This window comes from Pseudomonas amygdali, assembly GCF_002699855.1.
GTDB lineage: Bacteria > Pseudomonadota > Gammaproteobacteria > Pseudomonadales > Pseudomonadaceae > Aquipseudomonas > Aquipseudomonas amygdali.
In genome coordinates this window covers 1-21,470 of the sequence record NZ_LKBW01000246.1, presented here as the reverse complement: position 1 = coordinate 21,470, position 21,470 = coordinate 1, and the positions used below count along the sequence as shown (strand labels likewise).

General features: G+C 54.8%; 19 protein-coding genes and 4 tRNA genes. All 23 read right to left on the bottom strand.

Going from position 1 to position 21,470, the window contains the following annotated elements; all coding sequences use genetic code 11:
- Positions 1-7: 7 nt before the first annotated feature.
- The 23 genes from rplW to birA all read right to left on the bottom strand — a co-directional run bounded on the left by rplW (position 8) and on the right by birA (position 21,284).
- Positions 8-307 carry a 50S ribosomal protein L23 gene (rplW, locus tag AO277_RS15540; RefSeq protein WP_002555488.1) on the bottom strand — a complete coding sequence of 100 codons (300 nt, stop codon included), beginning with the start codon at positions 305-307 and terminating at the stop codon, positions 8-10.
- Complete coding sequence (rplD, locus tag AO277_RS15535; protein WP_002555489.1) at positions 304-906, bottom strand: 50S ribosomal protein L4; 603 nt, start codon at positions 904-906, stop codon at positions 304-306. The genes rplW and rplD overlap by 4 nt, the downstream gene beginning before the upstream one ends.
- Before the next feature lie 12 nt (positions 907-918).
- The gene (gene rplC, locus AO277_RS15530; RefSeq protein ID WP_044317526.1) at positions 919-1,554 is read right to left on the bottom strand and encodes a 50S ribosomal protein L3; all 636 of its coding nucleotides are present in this window, start codon (positions 1,552-1,554) and stop codon (positions 919-921) included.
- An 81-nt stretch (positions 1,555-1,635) separates the two neighbouring features.
- Positions 1,636-1,947 carry a 30S ribosomal protein S10 gene (gene rpsJ / locus AO277_RS15525; RefSeq protein WP_002555491.1) on the bottom strand — a complete coding sequence of 104 codons (312 nt, stop codon included), beginning with the start codon at positions 1,945-1,947 and terminating at the stop codon, positions 1,636-1,638.
- A gap of 141 nt (positions 1,948-2,088) precedes the next feature.
- Complete coding sequence (tuf, locus tag AO277_RS15520; protein ID WP_004658287.1) at positions 2,089-3,282, bottom strand: elongation factor Tu; 1,194 nt, start codon at positions 3,280-3,282, stop codon at positions 2,089-2,091.
- Between the two features lie 31 nt (positions 3,283-3,313).
- Entirely contained in the window at positions 3,314-5,419 is a 2,106-nt protein-coding gene (fusA, locus tag AO277_RS15515) for an elongation factor G (RefSeq protein ID WP_004666356.1), read from the bottom strand.
- Positions 5,420-5,449: 30 nt separating this feature from the next.
- A complete protein-coding gene (rpsG, locus tag AO277_RS15510; protein ID WP_002555493.1) occupies positions 5,450-5,920 on the bottom strand; it encodes a 30S ribosomal protein S7 in 471 nt (156 codons plus the stop codon).
- A gap of 122 nt (positions 5,921-6,042) precedes the next feature.
- Complete coding sequence (gene rpsL, locus AO277_RS15505) at positions 6,043-6,414, bottom strand: 30S ribosomal protein S12 (RefSeq protein ID WP_002555494.1); 372 nt, start codon at positions 6,412-6,414, stop codon at positions 6,043-6,045.
- A gap of 198 nt (positions 6,415-6,612) precedes the next feature.
- Positions 6,613-10,812 carry a DNA-directed RNA polymerase subunit beta' gene (gene rpoC, locus AO277_RS15500; protein WP_044317527.1) on the bottom strand — a complete coding sequence of 1,400 codons (4,200 nt, stop codon included), beginning with the start codon at positions 10,810-10,812 and terminating at the stop codon, positions 6,613-6,615.
- A gap of 64 nt (positions 10,813-10,876) precedes the next feature.
- Complete coding sequence (rpoB, locus tag AO277_RS15495; protein ID WP_099259065.1) at positions 10,877-14,908, bottom strand: DNA-directed RNA polymerase subunit beta; 4,032 nt, start codon at positions 14,906-14,908, stop codon at positions 10,877-10,879.
- Positions 14,909-15,129: 221 nt separating this feature from the next.
- Positions 15,130-15,495 carry a 50S ribosomal protein L7/L12 gene (gene rplL / locus AO277_RS15490; RefSeq protein ID WP_044317528.1) on the bottom strand — a complete coding sequence of 122 codons (366 nt, stop codon included), beginning with the start codon at positions 15,493-15,495 and terminating at the stop codon, positions 15,130-15,132.
- Positions 15,496-15,574: 79 nt separating this feature from the next.
- Positions 15,575-16,075: a 50S ribosomal protein L10 gene (rplJ, locus tag AO277_RS15485; RefSeq protein WP_002555498.1), complete on the bottom strand. Its 501-nt coding sequence runs from the start codon at positions 16,073-16,075 to the stop codon at positions 15,575-15,577.
- A gap of 203 nt (positions 16,076-16,278) precedes the next feature.
- Positions 16,279-16,974 (bottom strand): 50S ribosomal protein L1, encoded by a 696-nt coding sequence (gene rplA / locus AO277_RS15480; protein ID WP_044317529.1) that lies wholly within the window; start codon positions 16,972-16,974, stop codon positions 16,279-16,281.
- The gene (gene rplK / locus AO277_RS15475) at positions 16,974-17,405 is read right to left on the bottom strand and encodes a 50S ribosomal protein L11 (RefSeq protein WP_002555500.1); all 432 of its coding nucleotides are present in this window, start codon (positions 17,403-17,405) and stop codon (positions 16,974-16,976) included. Before rplK ends, rplA begins: the two co-directional genes overlap by 1 nt.
- 118 nt (positions 17,406-17,523) lie before the next feature.
- Positions 17,524-18,057 (bottom strand): transcription termination/antitermination protein NusG, encoded by a 534-nt coding sequence (nusG, locus tag AO277_RS15470; RefSeq protein WP_002555501.1) that lies wholly within the window; start codon positions 18,055-18,057, stop codon positions 17,524-17,526.
- A gap of 9 nt (positions 18,058-18,066) precedes the next feature.
- Positions 18,067-18,435, bottom strand: a complete 369-nt coding sequence (secE, locus tag AO277_RS15465; RefSeq protein WP_002555502.1) for a preprotein translocase subunit SecE — start codon at positions 18,433-18,435, stop codon at positions 18,067-18,069.
- Positions 18,436-18,481: 46 nt separating this feature from the next.
- Positions 18,482-18,557: transfer RNA gene (locus AO277_RS15460), tRNA-Trp, on the bottom strand.
- A 165-nt stretch (positions 18,558-18,722) separates the two neighbouring features.
- Positions 18,723-18,798, bottom strand: a tRNA-Thr gene (locus AO277_RS15455).
- A gap of 26 nt (positions 18,799-18,824) precedes the next feature.
- A tRNA-Gly gene (locus AO277_RS15450) sits at positions 18,825-18,898 on the bottom strand.
- Between the two features lie 24 nt (positions 18,899-18,922).
- Positions 18,923-19,007, bottom strand: a tRNA-Tyr gene (locus AO277_RS15445).
- 142 nt (positions 19,008-19,149) lie between these two features.
- Positions 19,150-19,578, bottom strand: coding sequence for a hypothetical protein (locus AO277_RS15440; RefSeq protein WP_005745989.1), 429 nt, complete (start codon positions 19,576-19,578; stop codon positions 19,150-19,152).
- Between the two features lie 7 nt (positions 19,579-19,585).
- Positions 19,586-20,335: a pantothenate kinase gene (locus AO277_RS15435; RefSeq protein ID WP_044317530.1), complete on the bottom strand. Its 750-nt coding sequence runs from the start codon at positions 20,333-20,335 to the stop codon at positions 19,586-19,588.
- The gene (birA, locus tag AO277_RS15430; protein ID WP_044317560.1) at positions 20,325-21,284 is read right to left on the bottom strand and encodes a bifunctional biotin--[acetyl-CoA-carboxylase] ligase/biotin operon repressor BirA; all 960 of its coding nucleotides are present in this window, start codon (positions 21,282-21,284) and stop codon (positions 20,325-20,327) included. The genes AO277_RS15435 and birA overlap by 11 nt, the downstream gene beginning before the upstream one ends.
- Positions 21,285-21,470: the final 186 nt, after the last annotated feature.

Genomic DNA, 21,470 nt, shown 5'->3' with positions numbered 1-21,470 from the left:
CCCTTCCTTACTCAGCACTGCTGCTGAAATCGAGATCTTGGCCTGGCTGAAGGGAGATAACTGCCTTCTTCCAGTCATTACGCTTGCCCAGACCGCGAGCAGTGCGCTTGCTCTTACCCAGAACGTTCAGGGTAGTAACACGCTCTACTTTCACGCTGAACAGGCTTTCGACGGCCTTCTTGATTTCCAGCTTGGTTGCGTCAGTAGCAACCTTGAAAACGAACTGACCTTTTTTGTCTGCAAGAACCGTAGCCTTTTCGGAAACGTGCGGGCCAAGCAGAACTTTAAATACGCGTTCCTGGTTCATCCCAGCAGCTCCTCGAATTTCTTCACGGCCGACACGGTGATCAACACCTTGTCGTATGCGATCAGACTAACTGGATCGGAACCTTGAACATCACGTACATCAACGTGTGGCAGGTTACGAGCAGCCAGGTACAGATTCTGGTCAACAGCGTCAGACACGATCAGGACGTCAGTCAGGCCCATGCCAGTCAGCTTGTTCAGCAGATCTTTGGTTTTCGGTGCTTCAACAGCGAAGTCCTGAACCACGACCAGACGATCAGTACGAACCAGTTCAGCAAGGATGGAGCGCAAAGCAGCGCGATACATCTTCTTGTTGAGCTTCTGAGTGTGATCCTGAGGACGAGCTGCGAAAGTGGTACCGCCGCCACGCCAGATTGGGCTACGGATAGTACCGGCACGAGCACGGCCAGTGCCTTTCTGACGCCAAGGGCGCTTACCGCCACCACGAACGTCGGAACGGGTCTTTTGCTGCTTGCTGCCCTGACGACCGCCAGCCATGTAGGCCACGACCGCCTGGTGAACCAGCGTCTCGTTGAATTCGCCGCCAAATGTCAGTTCGGAAACTTCGATTGCCTGAGCGTCATTTACATTTAATTGCATGTCAGCTTCCCCTTAACCGCGAGCCTTGGCTGCCGGACGTACAACCAGGTTGCCGCCAGTAGCGCCAGGAACAGCACCCTTGACCAACAACAGATTGCGTTCAGCGTACACGCGCACTACTTCCAGGGACTGCACGGTCACGCGCTCAGCGCCCATATGACCGGACATTTTTTTGCCCTTGAATACACGACCAGGAGTCTGGCACTGGCCGATAGAGCCTGGGACGCGGTGGGAGACGGAGTTACCGTGGGTATTGTCTTGACCACGGAAATTCCAACGCTTGATCGTACCCTGGAAGCCTTTACCCTTGGACTGACCGGTTACATCAACCAGTTGACCAGCGGCGAAGATTTCAGCGTTGATCTGATCGCCAGCCTGGTAGTCGCCCTCTTCAAGACGGAATTCCATGACGGTACGACCGGCGGCAACGTTCGCCTTAGCGAAGTGGCCAGCCTGAGCGGCTGTAACACGCGAAGCACGACGCTCGCCGACAGTGACTTGCACTGCACGATAGCCATCGGTTTCTTCGGTTTTGAACTGAGTGACGCGATTCGGCTCGATCTCAATGACCGTGACCGGAATGGAGACACCTTCTTCGGTGAAAATACGGGTCATACCGCATTTACGACCGACTACACCAATAGTCATGTTGTAAACCTCATGAGTGTACGGGGCTTTCACCCGCTATGGCCGCCCATTTCAGAGCGTTACACGACTAAGACCCAAGTCTTAGCCGAGGCTGATCTGAACTTCCACACCGGCCGCAAGATCAAGCTTCATAAGCGCATCAACGGTTTTTTCCGTTGGCTGAACAATGTCCAGAACACGCTTGTGAGTACGGATCTCATACTGGTCGCGCGCGTCTTTGTTGACGTGCGGAGAAACCAGAACGGTGAACCGCTCTTTACGAGTCGGCAGTGGAATCGGACCACGCACCTGTGCACCAGTACGTTTCGCGGTTTCCACGATTTCCTGGGTTGATTGGTCGATCAGGCGATGGTCAAAAGCCTTCAACCTGATACGGATTTGCTGGTTTTGCATTGGATTCAGACTCCAGATTGCTGTTCCCACCGAGCGCAATACGCCCGTTAAAAGGAGGCGCAATTCTATAGACGACCTCACTAGGTGTCAACCCAATAAAAAAGCCCCCGCGTTGCGGGGGCTCTTTTGGGGAATCAACGCTTACGCGATGATTTTGGCCACGACGCCAGCGCCGACGGTACGACCGCCTTCACGGATTGCGAAACGCAGACCGTCTTCCATTGCGATTGGCTTGATCAGGGTAACGGAAACTTTAACGTTATCACCTGGCATAACCATTTCTACGCCTTCCGGCAGTTCGCAGCTACCAGTTACGTCGGTAGTACGGAAGTAGAACTGTGGACGGTAGCCTTTGAAGAACGGAGTGTGACGACCGCCTTCTTCTTTGCTCAGAACGTAGATTTCAGCTTCGAACTGAGTGTGCGGCTTGACGGTGCCTGGCTTGACCAGAACCTGGCCACGCTCAACGTCGTCACGCTTGGTACCACGCAGCAGAACGCCGCAGTTCTCGCCAGCACGACCTTCGTCGAGCAGTTTGCGGAACATTTCAACACCGGTGCAGGTGGTAACGGTAGTGTCACGCAGACCAACGATTTCCAGTGGATCCTGAACCTTGACGATACCGCGCTCAACACGACCGGTCACAACAGTACCGCGACCGGAGATCGAGAACACGTCTTCGATTGGCATCAGGAATGGCTTGTCGGTCAGACGAACTGGCTCTGGGATGTAGCTGTCCAGTGTTTCAACCAGTTTACGAACGGCAGTGGTGCCCATTTCGTTGTCGTCTTTGCCTTCCAGAGCCATACGAGCAGAACCGATGATGATCGGAGTGTCGTCGCCCGGGAAATCGTAAGTGCTCAGCAGATCGCGCACTTCCATCTCAACCAGTTCCAGCAGCTCAGCGTCGTCTACCAGGTCAGCCTTGTTCAGGAAGACCACGATGTACGGAACGCCTACCTGACGGGACAGCAGGATGTGCTCACGAGTTTGTGGCATCGGACCATCAGCAGCCGAACAAACCAGGATAGCGCCGTCCATCTGGGCAGCACCGGTGATCATGTTCTTCACGTAGTCAGCGTGACCTGGGCAGTCAACGTGAGCGTAGTGACGGGTCAGCGAGTTGTATTCAACGTGCGCAGTATTGATGGTGATACCACGAGCTTTTTCTTCCGGTGCGCTGTCGATCTTGTCGAAGTCAACACGAGCCGAACCGAAAACTTCGGAGCAGACGCGAGTCAGAGCAGCGGTCAGCGTGGTTTTACCGTGGTCAACGTGACCAATGGTGCCAACGTTGACGTGCGGGAGGGAACGATCAAATTTTTCTTTAGCCACGACAAATAACTCCTAGCCTAAAGGCGCTGAATCAGCCTTGTTTTTTGGTTACAGTTTCGACGATGTGCGACGGAGCTGTATTGTATTTTTTGAATTCCATAGAGTAGCTTGCGCGACCTTGGGACATGGAGCGAACGTCGGTCGCATAACCGAACATCTCACCCAACGGAACCTCGGCACGAATTACTTTGCCGGACACCGTATCTTCCATACCCAGGATCATGCCGCGACGACGGTTAAGGTCGCCCATCACGTCACCCATATAGTCTTCAGGCGTAACAACCTCTACCGCCATGATCGGCTCAAGCAACTCACCACCGCCCTTCTGGGCCAGTTGCTTGGTCGCCATGGAAGCAGCCACCTTAAACGCCATCTCGTTCGAGTCGACGTCATGGTAGGAACCATCAAACACGGTAGCCTTCAGGCCGATCAGCGGATAGCCGGCAACAACGCCGTTCTTCATCTGCTCTTCGATACCCTTCTGGATAGCCGGGATGTATTCCTTGGGAACAACACCACCTACCACTTCGTTTACGAATTGCAGACCTTCCTGACCTTCGTCAGCAGGTGCAAAACGGATCCAGCAGTGACCGAACTGGCCACGACCGCCGGATTGACGAACGAACTTGCCTTCGATTTCACAATTCTTCGTGATGCGCTCACGATAGGAAACCTGAGGCTTGCCGATGTTGGCTTCGACGTTGAACTCACGGCGCATCCGGTCAACCAGGATGTCCAGGTGCAGCTCGCCCATGCCAGAGATGATCGTTTGACCAGTCTCTTCATCAGTCTTGACGCGGAAAGAAGGGTCTTCCTGAGCAAGTTTGCCCAGAGCGATACCCATTTTTTCCTGGTCATCCTTGGTTTTTGGCTCAACGGCAACCGAAATAACCGGCTCCGGGAAGTCCATGCGAACCAGGATGATTGGCTTGTCAGCGTTGCACAAGGTTTCACCAGTGGTGACGTCCTTCATGCCGATCAAGGCCGCGATGTCACCAGCGCGAACTTCCTTGATTTCTTCGCGGGCGTTTGCGTGCATTTGCACCATACGACCCACACGCTCTTTCTTGCCTTTCACCGAGTTGATCACGCCGTCGCCGGATGCCAACACGCCCGAGTAAACGCGGACGAAAGTCAAGGTACCCACGAATGGGTCGGTAGCGATCTTGAACGCCAAAGCCGAGAACGGCTCGTTGTCGTCTGCATGACGCTCCATCAGGACTTCTTCGTTATCAGGATCGGAACCCTTGATAGCTGGAATGTCGGTAGGAGCCGGCAGGTAGTCGATCACGGCGTCGAGAACCAGGGGAACACCCTTGTTCTTGAAGGAAGAACCGCAAACAGCAAGAACGATCTCACCAGCGATAGTACGCTGACGCAGAGCGGCCTTGATTTCCTCGTTGGTGAGCTCTTCACCTTCGAGGTACTTGTTCATCAGCTCTTCACTGGCTTCGGCAGCAGCCTCAACCATGTTGCTGCGCCACTCGTCAGCCAGCTCCTGCAGTTCAGCAGGGATAGGCTCACGACGTGGAACCATACCCTTGTCGGCATCGTTCCAGTAAACAGCTTCCATGGACATCAGATCGATCTGACCCTGGAAGTTGTCTTCGGCACCAATGGCCAACTGGATCGGCACCGGGGTGTGGCCCAGACGCTGCTTGATCTGAGCGATTACGCGCAGAAAGTTTGCACCAGCACGGTCCATCTTGTTCACGTAAACGATACGTGGAACACCGTACTTGTTGGCCTGACGCCATACGGTTTCGGACTGCGGTTCTACGCCGGAAGTGCCACAGAACACAACGACCGCGCCGTCGAGTACACGCAGGGAACGCTCAACTTCAATGGTGAAGTCAACGTGGCCCGGGGTGTCAATAACGTTGAAACGGTATTGGTCTTTGTGTTGCTTCTCGGAACCCTGCCAGAAGGCAGTAATAGCAGCAGAAGTAATGGTAATACCACGCTCCTGCTCCTGAACCATCCAGTCCGTGGTCGCGGCGCCGTCATGCACCTCGCCCATTTTGTGGCTTTTGCCGGTGTAAAAAAGGACGCGCTCGGTGGTGGTGGTTTTACCAGCATCCACGTGAGCAACGATACCAATGTTACGGTAGCGGCCAATCGGAGTAGTACGAGCCATAAAGCCCTCGCAAAATTAGTGACGCTGAAATTAGAAGCGGTAGTGCGAGAAAGCCTTGTTGGCCTCAGCCATACGGTGCACGTCTTCACGCTTCTTGACCGCAGCACCTTTACCTTCGGCGGCGTCCAGCAGTTCGCCAGCCAAACGCAGCGCCATTGACTTCTCACCGCGCTTGCGCGCGAAGTCTACCAGCCAACGCATTGCCAGAGCATTACGACGGGACGGACGAACTTCGACAGGAACCTGGTAAGTAGCACCGCCTACACGGCGCGACTTTACTTCGACCAGCGGAGCGATGGCGTCGAGAGCTTTCTCGAAGATTTCCAGGGGGTCGCTGTTCTTGCGTTCTTTAACCTTTTCCAGCGCGCCATAAACGATACGCTCGGCAACGGCTTTCTTGCCGCTTTCCATAACGTGGTTCATGAACTTGGCCAGGATCTGGCTGCCGTATTTTGGATCGTCAAGCACTTCGCGCTTGGCTGCTACGCGTCTTCTTGGCATGGATAAGCCCTCAAACGGTCTTCAGGTTAGCTCGGGACCACCATCCTGCAAGGGATGCGCCCGACCTTACTCTTATCGACTCAGAAAAATAGAAATCTGCAATTTCACACAGAAGCCAAAAACTACTTAGGCTTCTTGGTACCGTATTTCGAGCGACCCTGGTTACGGCCTTTAACGCCGGAAGTATCCAGAGAACCACGAACGGTGTGATAACGAACACCTGGCAAGTCTTTTACACGACCGCCACGGATCAGTACCACGCTGTGCTCTTGCAGGTTGTGACCTTCACCACCGATGTACGAGGAAACCTCGAAACCGTTGGTCAGGCGCACACGGCAGACTTTACGCAATGCCGAGTTAGGTTTTTTCGGCGTGGTGGTATACACACGAGTGCACACACCGCGACGTTGCGGGCAGTTCTGCAGCGCAGGCACGTCGGATTTCTCGACGATACGCTTACGCGGCTGACGTACCAGCTGGTTGATAGTTGCCATCTACTAGCTCCACTGTTGTCTTGCGACGCTATTGTCTTACAAGAAAAGCAAATGACAGGGCACAAGCCCAGCCAAATTTAGGGGTACAAGAGTCTAAAGAGGATCCCGCCCCCAGTCAAGACAAAACCCCGACATCCTCAAGAGGCAAACAACACGAAAACGTGCTGTCTGCCAGATGAAAATGCCGAGGCTTTAGTCTCAATTACCGCTGGAGTTCAACGCTTCAGTCAGAGCGGCTTCTACTTCGCTCGCGCTGACACGGGTCGGTTTGTCCATTTCACGACGACGCTTGCGCTCGCTGTGATAAGCCAGACCGGTACCGGCCGGGATCAGACGACCCACAACCACGTTTTCCTTCAGGCCGCGCAGATAATCGCGCTTGCCAGTCACAGCCGCCTCGGTCAGCACGCGGGTTGTCTCCTGGAAGGAGGCCGCGGAGATGAACGACTCGGTGGACAGCGATGCCTTGGTGATACCCAGCAACACGCGAGTGAACTTGGAGACAAACTTGTCTTCCGTGCTCAGACGCTCGTTTTCTACCAGTACGTGAGTCAATTCCATCTGGTCGCCCTTGATGAAACTGGAATCGCCAGACTCGGCAATTTCAACCTTGCGCAACATCTGACGCAGAATCGTCTCGATGTGCTTGTCGTTGATCTTCACACCTTGCAGGCGGTATACATCCTGAATCTCGTTGACGATGTACTTGGCCAGCGCACTCACACCCAGCAGACGCAGGATGTCGTGTGGATCGCTAGGACCGTCGGAGATAACTTCGCCGCGGTTCACTTGTTCGCCTTCGAAGACGTTCAGGTGACGCCACTTCGGAATCAGCTCTTCGTACGGATCGCTACCGTCGTTCGGGGTAATGACCAGACGGCGCTTGCCCTTGGTCTCTTTACCGAATGCGATGGTACCGCTGACTTCTGCAAGGATCGACGCCTCTTTCGGACGACGGGCTTCGAACAGGTCGGCAACACGCGGCAGACCACCGGTGATGTCACGAGTCTTCGAAGTTTCCTGCGGAATACGTGCGATAACATCACCGATCGCGATCTGCGCACCGTCAGCCACACCGACCAGGGCGTTTGCCGGCAGGAAGTACTGAGCAGGTACGTCAGTACCCGGCAACAGCAGATCCTTGCCATCCAGACCGACCATCTTCACAGCAGGACGGATGTCCTTGCCGGCAGCCGGACGGTCTTTGGCGTCAAGCACTTCAATGTTGGTCATACCGGTCAATTCGTCTGTCTGACGCTTGATCGTGATGCCTTCTTCCATGCCGACGTAGGTTACAGTACCTTTCATCTCGGTAACGATTGGGTGAGTGTGCGGATCCCACTTGGCCGCGATCGAACCAGCGTCGACCTTGTCGCCTTCCTTCACCGAAATCACTGCACCGTATGGCAGCTTGTAACGCTCACGCTCGCGACCGAAGTCATCAGCGATGGCGAGTTCACCAGAGCGGGATACCGCAACCAGGTGACCGTCAACACGCTCAACGTGCTTCAGGTTGTGAAGACGGACAGTACCGCCATTCTTCACCTGAACGCTGTCGGCTGCCGAGGTCCGGCTTGCCGCACCACCAATGTGGAACGTACGCATTGTCAGCTGGGTACCCGGCTCACCGATCGACTGTGCAGCGATTACGCCGACAGCTTCACCGATGTTAACCTGGTGACCGCGAGCCAGGTCGCGACCGTAGCACTTGGCACAGATGCCGTAGCGCGTTTCACAGCTGATTGGCGAGCGAACGATCACTTCGTCGATGCTGTTCAGCTCGATGAACTCGACCCACTTCTCGTCTACCAGTGTACCAGCAGGAACGATGACGTCTTCTGTGCCCGGCTTGAACACGTCACGGGCGATAACCCGACCCAGTACGCGCTCACCCAGCGGCTCTACAACGTCACCGCCTTCAATGTGCGGCGTCATCAGCAGACCGTGCTCGGTACCGCAATCCACCTCGGTAACGACCAGATCCTGAGCAACGTCTACCAGACGGCGAGTCAGATAACCGGAGTTAGCGGTTTTCAGTGCGGTATCCGCAAGACCCTTACGAGCACCGTGAGTGGAGATGAAGTACTGAAGTACGCTCAAACCTTCACGGAAGTTCGCAGTAATCGGCGTTTCGATGATGGAGCCGTCAGGCTTGGCCATCAGACCACGCATACCAGCCAACTGACGAATCTGGGCAGCAGAACCACGCGCACCGGAGTCAGCCATCATGTACATCGAGTTGAAGGATTCCTGGTCAACTTCGACGCCATGACGATCGATGACCTTCTCTTTCGAGAGGTTCGACATCATTGCCTTGGACACTTCGTCGTTGGCCTTGGACCAGAGGTCGATCACCTTGTTGTACTTCTCGCCCTGGGTTACCAGGCCGGAGGCGTACTGACTTTCGATCTCTTTAACTTCTTCGGTGGCCGCGTCGATGATGCGAGCTTTTTCATCCGGGATAACGAAGTCGTTAACGCCGATGGAAACACCCGAAATGGTCGAGTAGGCAAAACCGGTGTACATCAACTGGTCAGCGAAGATCACGGTCTCTTTCAAACCAACCACGCGGTAGCACTGGTTGATCAGCTTGGAGATCGCCTTCTTCTTCATAGGCTGGTTGACGACGTCGTAGGACAGGCCGGCCGGAACCACCTGGAACAGCAGCGCACGGCCGACAGTGGTGTCGACGATACGGGTGTTCTTGACGCTGCCACCGTCACGGTCGTTGACCGTTTCGTGGATACGAACCTTGACCTTGGCATGCAGAGCCGCTTCGCCGGCGCGGAATACGCGGTCGACTTCCTGCAGGTCCGCAAACACACGACCTTCGCCCTTGGCGTTGATCGCTTCACGAGTCATGTAATACAGACCCAGTACAACGTCCTGCGAAGGGACGATGATTGGCTCACCGTTGGCTGGCGACAGAATGTTGTTGGTCGACATCATCAGTGCACGCGCTTCGAGCTGGGCTTCCAGCGTCAAAGGTACGTGAACGGCCATCTGGTCGCCGTCGAAGTCGGCGTTGTACGCAGCACAGACCAGCGGGTGCAGCTGAATAGCCTTACCTTCGATCAGTACTGGTTCAAACGCCTGGATGCCCAGACGGTGAAGCGTTGGCGCGCGGTTCAGAAGCACCGGGTGTTCGCGAATTACTTCAGCAAGAACGTCCCAGACCTCTGGCAGCTCGCGCTCGACCATCTTCTTGGCAGCTTTGATAGTCGTGGCCAGGCCACGCATTTCCAGCTTGCCGAAGATGAACGGCTTGAACAGCTCGAGAGCCATTTTTTTCGGCAGACCGCACTGGTGCAGACGCAGGGTCGGACCTACGGTAATTACCGAACGGCCCGAGTAGTCAACGCGCTTACCGAGCAAGTTCTGACGGAAACGACCCTGCTTACCCTTGATCATGTCAGCCAGGGACTTCAGAGGACGCTTGTTCGAACCCGTGATCGCACGACCGCGACGACCGTTGTCGAGCAGCGCATCGACCGCTTCCTGCAGCATGCGCTTTTCGTTGCGCACGATGATGTCGGGAGCAGACAGATCCAGCAGACGCTTCAGACGGTTGTTACGGTTGATCACTCGACGATACAGATCGTTGAGGTCGGACGTCGCGAAACGGCCACCGTCAAGCGGAACCAGAGGACGCAGATCTGGCGGTAGAACCGGCAGAACGGTCAGCACCATCCACTCAGGGAGGTTGCCGGAACCCTGGAAGGCTTCCATCAATTTCAGACGCTTGGACAGCTTCTTGATTTTGGTTTCGGAATTGGTTTGCGGAATTTCTTCACGCAGACGGCCAATTTCGTGCTCCAGATCAATAGCGTGCAGCAGTTCGCGGACAGCCTCGGCACCCATGCGGGCGTCGAAGTCATCACCGAACTCTTCGAGGGCTTCGAAGTATTGCTCGTCGTTCAGCAGCTGACCTTTTTCAAGGGTAGTCATGCCTGGATCGATAACGACATAGCTCTCGAAGTAGAGAACACGTTCGATATCACGCAGGGTCATGTCCATCAGCAAACCGATACGGGACGGCAGCGATTTCAGGAACCAGATGTGAGCAACCGGCGAAGCCAGCTCGATGTGAGCCATGCGCTCGCGACGAACCTTGGCCAGTGCTACTTCAACACCGCATTTTTCGCAGATGACACCACGGTGCTTCAGGCGCTTGTACTTACCGCACAGGCACTCGTAATCTTTTACCGGGCCAAAGATCTTGGCGCAGAACAGACCGTCACGCTCAGGCTTGAACGTACGGTAGTTGATGGTTTCCGGCTTTTTAACTTCACCAAACGACCAAGAGCGGATCATCTCAGGCGATGCAAGTCCGATACGGATTGCGTCGAACTCTTCGACTTGACCCTGGTTTTTCAGCAAATTCAGTAGGTCTTTCAAGGCTTTTCCTCCTGGCGGAGCAGGGAGCAGGCAATACCGCCCTGCCCCCGATTCGCGTCACGTGTTATTCGGTTTCCAGATCGATATCGATTCCGAGCGAACGGATTTCTTTGATCAACACGTTGAAAGACTCGGGCATGCCCGGCTCCATACGGTGATCGCCGTCCACGATGTTTTTGTACATCTTGGTACGACCGTTCACATCGTCCGACTTCACTGTGAGCATTTCCTGCAGAGTGTACGCCGCGCCGTATGCTTCCAGCGCCCACACTTCCATCTCCCCGAAACGCTGACCACCGAACTGTGCCTTACCACCCAGCGGCTGCTGGGTAACCAGGCTGTACGAACCAGTGGAACGCGCGTGCATCTTGTCGTCCACCAAGTGGTTCAGCTTCAGCATGTACATGTAGCCAACCGTTACAGCACGTTCAAACTTGTTGCCGGTACGACCGTCGAACAGCTGCATCTGGCCGCTTTCCGGCATATCTGCCAGCTTGAGCATTGCCTTGATTTCGCTTTCCTTGGCACCGTCGAAAACCGGGGTAGCCATCGGTACGCCGTTACGCAGGTTCTTCGCGAGGTCCAGAATCTCGTTGTCGGTGAGGTCTTCCAGAGACTCCTGACGACCGCCGATTTCGTTATAGATCTCGTTGAGGAACTTACGCAGCTCAGCAACTTTACGCTGCTCTTCAAGCATGCGGTTGATCTTCTCGCCCAGACCTTTGGCCGCGAGGCCCAGGTGAGTTTCGAGAATCTGACCAACGTTCATACGCGAAGGTACGCCCAGCGGGTTGAGGACGATATCGACCGGCGTGCCATTGGCATCGTGCGGCATGTCTTCAACCGGCATGATCACGGAGACCACACCCTTGTTACCGTGACGACCGGCCATCTTGTCGCCCGGCTGGATGCGACGACGGATTGCCAGGTAGACCTTGACGATTTTCAGAACGCCTGGAGCCAGGTCATCGCCTTGCTGCAGTTTGCGTTTCTTGTCTTCGAACTTGTCATCCAGAAGACGGCGACGATCAACGATGTAGGCCTGAGCTTTCTCAAGCTGCTCATTCAGAGCATCTTCAGCCATGCGCAGTTTGAACCACTGACCATGCTCAAGACCATCAAGCACTTCGTTGGTGATTTCCTGACCTTTCTTGAGGCCAGCACCGCCTTCGGCTACACGACCCACCAGCGCAGAGCGCAGACGTTCGAAAGTAGCGCCTTCGACAATACGGAACTCTTCGTTCAGATCCTTACGGATCTCGTCGAGTTGCGACTTCTCGATGGACAGGGCACGCGCATCACGCTCGACGCCATCACGGGTGAAGACCTGAACGTCAATGACAGTACCCTTGGTGCCGGTCGGCACGCGCAGGGAAGTATCTTTAACGTCGCTTGCTTTCTCACCGAAAATCGCGCGCAACAGTTTTTCTTCCGGAGTCAGCTGGGTCTCGCCTTTCGGAGTGACCTTGCCCACCAGGATGTCACCAGCGCCAACTTCGGCACCTACATAAACGATACCGGCTTCGTCCAGCTTGTTCAGAGCCGCTTCACCCACGTTCGGGATGTCGGCGGTGATCTCTTCAGGCCCAAGCTTGGTGTCGCGAGCCACACAGGTCAGTTCCTGAATGTGGATCGTGGTGAAGCGGTCTTCTTGAACTACACGCTCGGAGAGGCAGATGGAGTCTTCGAAGTTGAAACCGTTCCAGGCCATGAACGCGATGCGCATGTTCTGACCCAGAGCCAGCTCACCCATATCGGTGGACGGACCGTCGGCCATGATGTCGCTACGCTGAACACGGTCACCCTTGCTAACCAGCGGACGCTGGTTGATGCAGGTGTTCTGGTTCGAACGGGTGTATTTGGTCAGGTTGTAGATATCTACACCTGCTTCACCTGTTTCTACTTCGTCATCAGCAACGCGAACAACGATACGGCTGGCGTCGACAGAGTCGATCACGCCACCACGACGAGCCACGACGCAAACGCCGGAGTCGCGGGCAACGTTGCGCTCCATGCCAGTACCTACCAGCGGCTTGTCGGCACGCAGGGTCGGTACAGCCTGACGCTGCATGTTCGAACCCATCAATGCGCGGTTGGCGTCATCGTGCTCGAGGAACGGGATCAGCGATGCGGCTACCGACACAACCNTGACGGTGAATTCGTTCAAGTGACGCACAGCAACCAGCTCGTCGATCAGCTCTTGCTTGTCGTTCATTGCAGCCGAAGCCTGAGCAATGACGTGGTCCGCTTCTTCGATCGCCGAAAGGAAGACGATCTCTTCGGTGACCAGACCTTCCTTGACCACGCGGTACGGGCTCTCAAGGAAGCCGTACTGGTTGGTGCGGGCATAGGCCGCCAGGGAGTTGATCAGACCGATGTTCGGACCTTCCGGCGTCTCGATCGGGCAAACACGGCCGTAGTGAGTCGGGTGAACGTCTCGAACTTCAAAACCAGCACGCTCACGCGTCAGACCGCCAGGGCCGAGTGCAGAAACACGGCGCTTGTGAGTGATCTCGGACAGCGGGTTGTTCTGGTCCATGAACTGGGAAAGCTGGCTGGAACCGAAGAATTCCTTGACCGCCGCCGCAACAGGCTTGGCGTTGATCAGGTCCTGAGGCATCAGGCCTTCGCTTTCTGCCATGGACAGGCGCTCTTTGACAGCGCGCTCGACACGGACCAAACCAACACGGAACTGGTTCTCGGCCATCTCGCCAACGCAACGAACGCGACGGTTACCGAGGTGGTCGATGTCATCGACGATGCCTTTGCCGTTACGGATATCAACGAGGGTCTTGAGGACCGCTACGATGTCTTCCTTGCACAGCACGCCCGAGCCTTCGATTTCGGTACGACCGATACGACGGTTGAACTTCATCCGGCCTACAGCAGACAGGTCGTAACGCTCAGGACTGAAGAACAGGTTGTTGAACAGTGTTTCAGCGGCATCCTTGGTTGGCGGCTCGCCAGGACGCATCATGCGATAGATCTCGACCAGCGCTTCCAGTTGGTTGCTGGTGGAGTCGATCTTCAGCGTGTCAGAGACGAACGGACCGCAGTCGATGTCGTTGGTGTACAACGTTTCGATGCGAACGACCTGAGCCTTGGCGATCTTGGCCAGGATTTCAGTGTTCAGCTCGGTGTTGCACTCGGCAATGATCTCACCGGTTGCCGGATGCACGATGACCTTGGCAGTAGTACGACCCAGGACGTAGTCCAGAGGTACTTCCAGCTCTTTGATCCCGGCTTTTTCCAGCTGGTTGATGTGACGAGCGGTAATACGGCGACCCTGCTCGACAATGACCTTGCCCTTGTCGTCCAGAATATCCAGAACGGCAATTTCACCACGCAGGCGCTGAGGCACCAGTTCCAGGCTCAGGTTTTCGCCGCGCACATGGAATACGTTGGTGGTGTAGAAAGCATCGAGCACTTGCTCGGTGGTATAACCCAGAGCGCGCAGAAGTACGGATGCAGGCAGCTTGCGACGACGGTCGATACGGACGAATACGCAGTCTTTCGGATCGAACTCGAAGTCCAGCCACGAACCGCGGTAAGGAATGATACGAGCGGAGTAAAGCAGCTTACCGGAGCTGTGCGTCTTGCCACGGTCGTGGTCGAAGAATACGCCAGGCGAGCGGTGAAGCTGAGACACGATAACGCGCTCGGTGCCATTGATTACAAAGGTACCGTTTTCAGTCATCAGGGGGATTTCACCCATGTAGACTTCCTGCTCTTTGATGTCCTTGATCGCTTTGTTCGACGATTCTTTGTCGAAAATGATCAGACGGACCTTGACCCGCAGAGGTACTGCATAAGTCACACCGCGCAGCACGCATTCCTTGACATCAAATGCCGGTTCGCCCAAGCGATAACCTACATACTCCAGCGCAGCATTGCCGGAGTAGCTGATGATCGGGAAAACGGATTTGAAGGCTGCATGCAGACCGACGTCGCGGAACTGATCTTTGGTCGCTCCCGCCTGCAGGAATTCGCGATACGAATCCAGCTGGATGGCCAAGAGATACGGCACATCCATTACGTCCGGCAACTTGCTAAAGTCCTTGCGGATACGTTTTTTCTCAGTATATGAGTAAGCCATCAGCGTTCCCCAGCTTGGTCACCTGCTTGTTTGGCTCCCTCCCGACGGAAGCAGCCAGAAAATCTTGCAAACCCCTTGGTTTGCGCCACCGCCATCGGTGGATACCGCACATTACAAACGTTGACAGCGCCAATCGTCTATAACGGAAAAAGGCCGGTGGCAAAAGCCACCAGCCATCAGCCTTTCGCTAATCGCGTGGGCTGGACACTCAAAGTCGATGCTTATTTCAGATCGACTTTAGCGCCTGCTTCTTCCAGAGTAGCTTTGGCTTTGTCAGCTGCGTCTTTGGCAACAGCTTCCAGTACCATTGCTGGCGCGCCGTCAACGACTGCCTTGGCTTCTTTCAGGCCCAGACCGGTCAGTTCACGTACTGCCTTGATCACGTTAACTTTCTTCTCGCCAGCTTCCAGCAGCATGACGTTGAATTCAGTTTGTTCTTCAACAACAGCAGCAGCAACAGCTGGACCAGCCGAACCGGCAGCAGCGGTAACGCCGAACTTCTCTTCGAACGCCTTGATCAGCTCTACAACCTGCAGAACGGACATTTCAGCTACGGCGTTAAGGATATCGTCTTGAGAGATGGACATGACTCAATTTCCTGAATTGGGGGACGGCCTACGCGACCATCAAAATAAACAAAAATACGCGAAAAGATCTGACTCAGCCTTAGGCTGCAGCTGCTTCTTTTTGGTCGCGAACAGCCGCCAGAGTACGAGCCAACTTGCTGGTAGCGCCTTGAATCACGCTCATCAGCTGAGAAATTGCTTCGTTACGGGTCGGCAGGCTTGCCAATACATCGATCTGATTAGCTGCGAGGAACTTGCCCTCGAACGCAGCTGCCTTGATCTCGAACTTGTCCTGACCTTTGGCGAATTCCTTGAACAGACGGGCAGCAGCGCCAGGATGTTCGTTGGAGAACGCAATCAAGGTCGGGCCAGTGAACACGTCGTTGAGGACACTGAATTCAGTGTCAGCAACAGCGCGCTTGAGCAGGGTGTTACGTACAACACGTACGTAAACGCCAGCTTCACGAGCCTCTTTACGGAGTCCGGTCATAGCGCCGACCGTCACACCACGGGCATCAGCCACGACAGCGGACAGACCAGCTTTGGCAGCCTCGTTGACTTCAGCGACGATGGCCTTCTTGTCTTCGAGTTTAATTGCCACGGGTTTAACTCCTGCTTGTTACCGTTTCATCCGACCGGAGTCAGATGTCGTTTTGGTGTCTGATTCGGTAAGGAACCGGGAGCACCATCTGCGTAGGCTTGGTGGTTTAAGACTTGCGTCGCCTACGGTCTTGGATAGCCCCCCGCCAGGCAGGGACCCCAATCTTTCAAACGGTACGGCGTCAAAACCGCACCGCTTCTGTCTTACGCTTCCAACGAACCCTGGTCGATGACCAGGCCTGGGCCCATAGTGGTGCTCAGGGTGATGCGCTTGACGTAAATACCTTTCGAAGAAGCAGGCTTGATACGCTTAAGGTCAGCGATCAGGGCTTCAACGTTTTCCTTCAGCTTGACAGCGTCGAAACCGACCTTGCCAACGGAAGTGTGGATGATGCCGTTTTTGTCGGTGCGATAACGAACCTGACCAGCCTTGGCGTTCTTGACGGCGTTAGCCACGTCAGGAGTAACGGTGCCGACTTTCGGGTTAGGCATCAGACCACGAGGACCGAGAACCTGACCCAACTGACCCACAACGCGCATTGCGTCCGGGGAAGCGATAACGACGTCATAGTTCAGATCGCCCGCTTTCATTTCAGCAGCCAGATCGTCCATACCAACGCGATCAGCACCGGCAGCCAGAGCAGCTTCAACAGCAGGGCCCTGGGTGAACACTGCAACGCGTACAGTTTTACCAGTGCCGTGCGGCAGTACGGTAGCGCTACGAACAACCTGGTCGGACTTACGAGGATCGACACCCAGGTTAACAGCAACGTCTACAGACTCGCTGAACTTGACGGTCGACAGCTCGGTCAGCAGGGCTGCGGCGTCTACGAAATTGTAAGACTTACCAGCTTCGATCTTGCTGGCGATTGCCTTTTGACGCTTGGTCAGCTTAGCCATTACACACCCTCCACGTTAAGGCCCATGCTACGAGCGGAACCGGCGATAGTACGCACGGCCGCTTCCATGTCAGCTGCAGTCAGATCCGCGTTTTTTGCTTTAGCGATATCTTCCAGCTGAGCACGAGTCACGGTGCCAACTTTAACGGTGTTCGGGCGAGCCGAGCCGCTGGTCAAGCCTGCAGCTTTCTTCAGCAGAACCGATGCAGGGGTACTTTTTGTTTCGAAAGTGAAGCTACGGTCGCTGTATACAGTGATAATCACCGGAGTCGGCAAGCCTGGCTCAATACCCTGAGTACGGGCGTTGAACGCTTTGCAGAATTCCATGATGTTCACACCGTGCTGACCCAGAGCAGGACCAACTGGCGGGCTTGGGTTAGCCTGAGCGGCTTTCACTTGCAGCTTGATGTATGCGGTTATCTTCTTGGCCATGAGGCACTCCAATTACGGGTTCAAGCGCCAATAAAGGCTCCCCGGTTACTTACGCGTATATCCCAGTGACGAAAAAACCCCACAGCCTTGGGCTGCGGGGTATGGGATTCCAGCTCAGTTATGCCTTTTCGACCTGACTGAACTCTAGCTCTACCGGGGTAGAGCGTCCGAAAATGAGCACCGCCACTTGAATCCGGCTCTTTTCGTAGTTAACTTCTTCAACCGTGCCATTGAAATCGGCGAACGGACCGTCGGTGACACGAACAACCTCACCCGGCTCGAACAGCGTTTTCGGCTTCGGCTTGTCGCTACCATCAGCAACGCGACGCAGAATTGCTTCTGCTTCTTTGTCAGTGATCGGAGCAGGCTTATCTGCGGTACCGCCGATGAAACCCATGACACGCGGGGTGTCCTTGACCAAGTGCCAAGTACCCTCATTCATGTCCATCTGAACAAGCACATAACCTGGGAAGAACTTGCGTTCGCTTTTGCGTTTCTGGCCATTACGCATTTCAACCACTTCTTCAGTGGGAACCAGAATTTCGCCGAAGCCATCTTCCATACCTGCCAGCTTCACACGCTCGATCAACGAGCGCATGACATGCTTCTCGTAACCCGAGTAAGCATGCACTACGTACCAACGCTTAGCCACGGGACACCCTTAGCCAACTATCAAGGAAACAAGCCAGCCGAGCAGGGAATCAAGCCCCCACAACAGCAACGCCATAACCAGCACAACTGCCACAACGATCAACGTGGTTTGAGTGGTTTCTTGGCGAGTAGGCCATACGACTTTACGAATCTCAGCGCGAGCTTCTTTCGCCAAAACAAAGAAGGCTTTACCCTTACCGGTCTGCAGCGCGACAAATGCAGCTGCAGCAGCAATCACAAGGAGAGCAAGAACGCGGTACAGGATCGGCTCAGCAGAATAATACTGATTACCGACAACACCCACGACAACCAAAACGACTACCAGGAGCCACTTCAGCATATCAAAGCGAGAGTCTGATGCTTCAGCCTTGGGATTCATCTACGGAGATCCTGTGAAAAGAAAGCCAGATTACATATAGGAAATCTGGCAGGTCAGGAGGGAATCGAACCCCCAACCTACGGTTTTGGAGACCGTCGCTCTGCCAATTGAGCTACTGACCTAAAAGCAAAATCAGGCCGACCATTATGCGGACCTGACGAGAGTTTTTCAACACCTTATTCAGGGAGCGCCTTACAGGTGACGCACTCCGAACAAGCTTCAAGCAGATCACGCACAGCGCAACCACCTAAAACAAAGGCAGATATTTTCATATCCGCCTTTAGCAATGGAGCTCTTGAGCGGATTTGAACCGCTGACCTCACCCTTACCAAGGGTGTGCTCTACCAACTGAGCTACAAGAGCAAAACACAATACATGAACCACAAACCTGGAGCGGGTAGCGGGAATCGAACCCGCATCATCAGCTTGGAAGGCTGAGGTTCTACCACTAAACTATACCCGCGCAATTTGCAGATCGCGCTAAATCTGGTGGAGGGGGAAGGATTCGAACCTTCGAAGTCGTAGACGTCAGATTTACAGTCTGATCCCTTTGGCCGCTCGGGAACCCCTCCTAAGCGAGGCAGCATTCTCAACTCATGCTGCCCTTCTGTCAACCTTTTTCTCAGTAAAAACCTGAGGTTACATGCGCTGACTACTACCACCCCGTTCGCGAGACTTTCACCTCGCTGCGAAGCGGGCGCCATTCTATGTAAACTACTCAGCAGTTGCAATGCCCTCGCACGACATTATTTGATTTTTTAATTGTGGGAAATCCTGACTCAATTGATTGATCACACCTGCCTCCACAAGACGTCGGCTTTCCGGGGCAATCCTTAACCAGTAGGCCGTCGCCCCATTCGTTTGCAGCGACTGAAATTGAGACTGGATATCCAGACTGTTCAAGCGCTGCTCCACCAGGCGAGCATCCTCTTGCCTCGCAAAGCCACCGACATACAGGCACTTCGTGTCGGCATCATGCGACATGCGCCCCGCATCCGACTCACTAAGCAGGCGAATATCCTGCTGGGGAGCGCGATGCAAGGACAATGGCATGACCTCTTTAGCCCTGAGCGGAGCCTCCTGCTGATGCCAGAGGTAATAAAAGGCATTAAGCATCAACAGCAGAAGAAATAACCAACGCATAGAGACCTCAACGCAAAGGGCAAGCCAGAGCCAGACCCACGAAGACCAGATCAGGAACAATACGAGCCCCCGGCAGTACATCCGCAACCAGCGCAGCATCCCCGCCAGTCACAAAAATAGCAAAATCGTTGCCCCAGTACCCCTGCGCTATCTCAATCTGAGTCAATGCAAACCCACGAAGCATCAACGAGCAGCCGCGCTCTACAGCCTCTGCAGTTGCACGCCCTGGAACAAGACGGGCAAGGGCTTTTTCAGCCTCTGTGTCGTCATATCTGATGCGACGGGTATGGGTACGCAACTGATTGCGCATCAAGGGCATTCCAGGACAGATAAAGCCACCGAGATGCGCACCACCGGCGTCGACAAAATCAGACGTCACAGCAGTTCCCAGATCAATCACCAGGCACGCGCTTCTGGCGAGATGGTAAGCACCTACGAAAGCCAGCCAGCGGTCCAGCCCCAGACGCGCGAAGTCGTCATAGCCATTTATCACGCCAGCAAGCTCTTGAGCAGGTTCCGCGCAGACAGGCGCAACGGAAAAGGTGTCAGCCAGCAAAGAGACAAGCCTCGCCGTTTCTTCGGCACTACGCACACTCACCAGACGGCAGTCAGTGAATGATGTGTCAGGCAGATTACTCAAGTGCATCAGCAAGGCAGCATCGGAGTCCACAACGCCGCCGCTAATCACTGCCGCATCGTTCTTCGCCGTTATCCGCCACTTGATGAAGCTGTTGCCACAGTCGAGCTCAAGAATCATCTCGCAACCTCAGGCTGAGCTCGCCACCACTAAAGCTCTTTTCTACCCCATTCACTTCCAAACGCAACGCTCCAAGCGAGTCGACCCCCAACACTACCCCTTCAACTGCCTCAGCGCCTGAAAGCAATCTGACAGCAGCTCCCTGCCACAAATGTCCGCGCTCCCACTCATCCTGAAAAGCCACGAAGCCTTCTTTGCGATGAACTGCCAGAAGAGACTCAAGCTGACTGCTTATAAGGGCTGCAATCCGATTCCGATCAGCAATGCTGCCCGTTTCGAGTCGAATCGACGTCCATAGCTGATCCACTTCGCTCGATGACCGCATGTTCACGTTCACCCCTATCCCGATGATCACATGACAAACGTCTGCCGGATCCCCAACAAGCTCGAGCAAAATGCCAGCAATCTTCTGTCTTCCGACCAGCACATCATTAGGCCATTTCAGGCCCGTGCCTTGAACCCCAATGTCGCGCAGTACGTTCATCACAGCCAATCCGACCAAAAGGCTGAGACCTTCCAGCTGACGCATTCCACCATCAATGCGCAGGACCAGACTGTAATAAAGGTTCTCGGCAAATGGACTTACCCACTTTCGACCCCGCCTCCCCCTTCCCGAGGTTTGCTGCTCGGCCACCACCAGTAAAGGCATGGGAGCCCCGTGAGCAATCAGACGCGTGGCCTCTGCATTGGTTGAGTCGATAGTGTCGTAAGTGCGTACAGACCAGCTGGCGGGGAATCCGCACTGAGCTATGCCAGCGGGGCTTAAAAGCGAAATAGGCGTTGCCAGTCGATATCCCCGTCCGCGCACTTTATGCACCTCTATGCCCAGGTCAGCTTCAAGCTGCTGAAGCTGCTTCCAGACCGCACTGCGGCTTATGCCAAGGGCATTGCCTAATACCTGTCCAGAATGAAATGCACCATCGGCAAGAAGCTTTAACAAGGTCAGCATTTGGAGTCGCCCGGCAATGAGGCGCGCATAATAGCCACGCAGAGGCATGCTGCATAGAAACGAAAACGTATTTTCATGGCAGTTTTTGTGCAGCAGAAAAACAAAAACCCTCAACGCGTAAGCGATGAGGGTTTCTGGAATTTAATCTTGACGATGACCTACTCTCACATGGGGAAACCCCACACT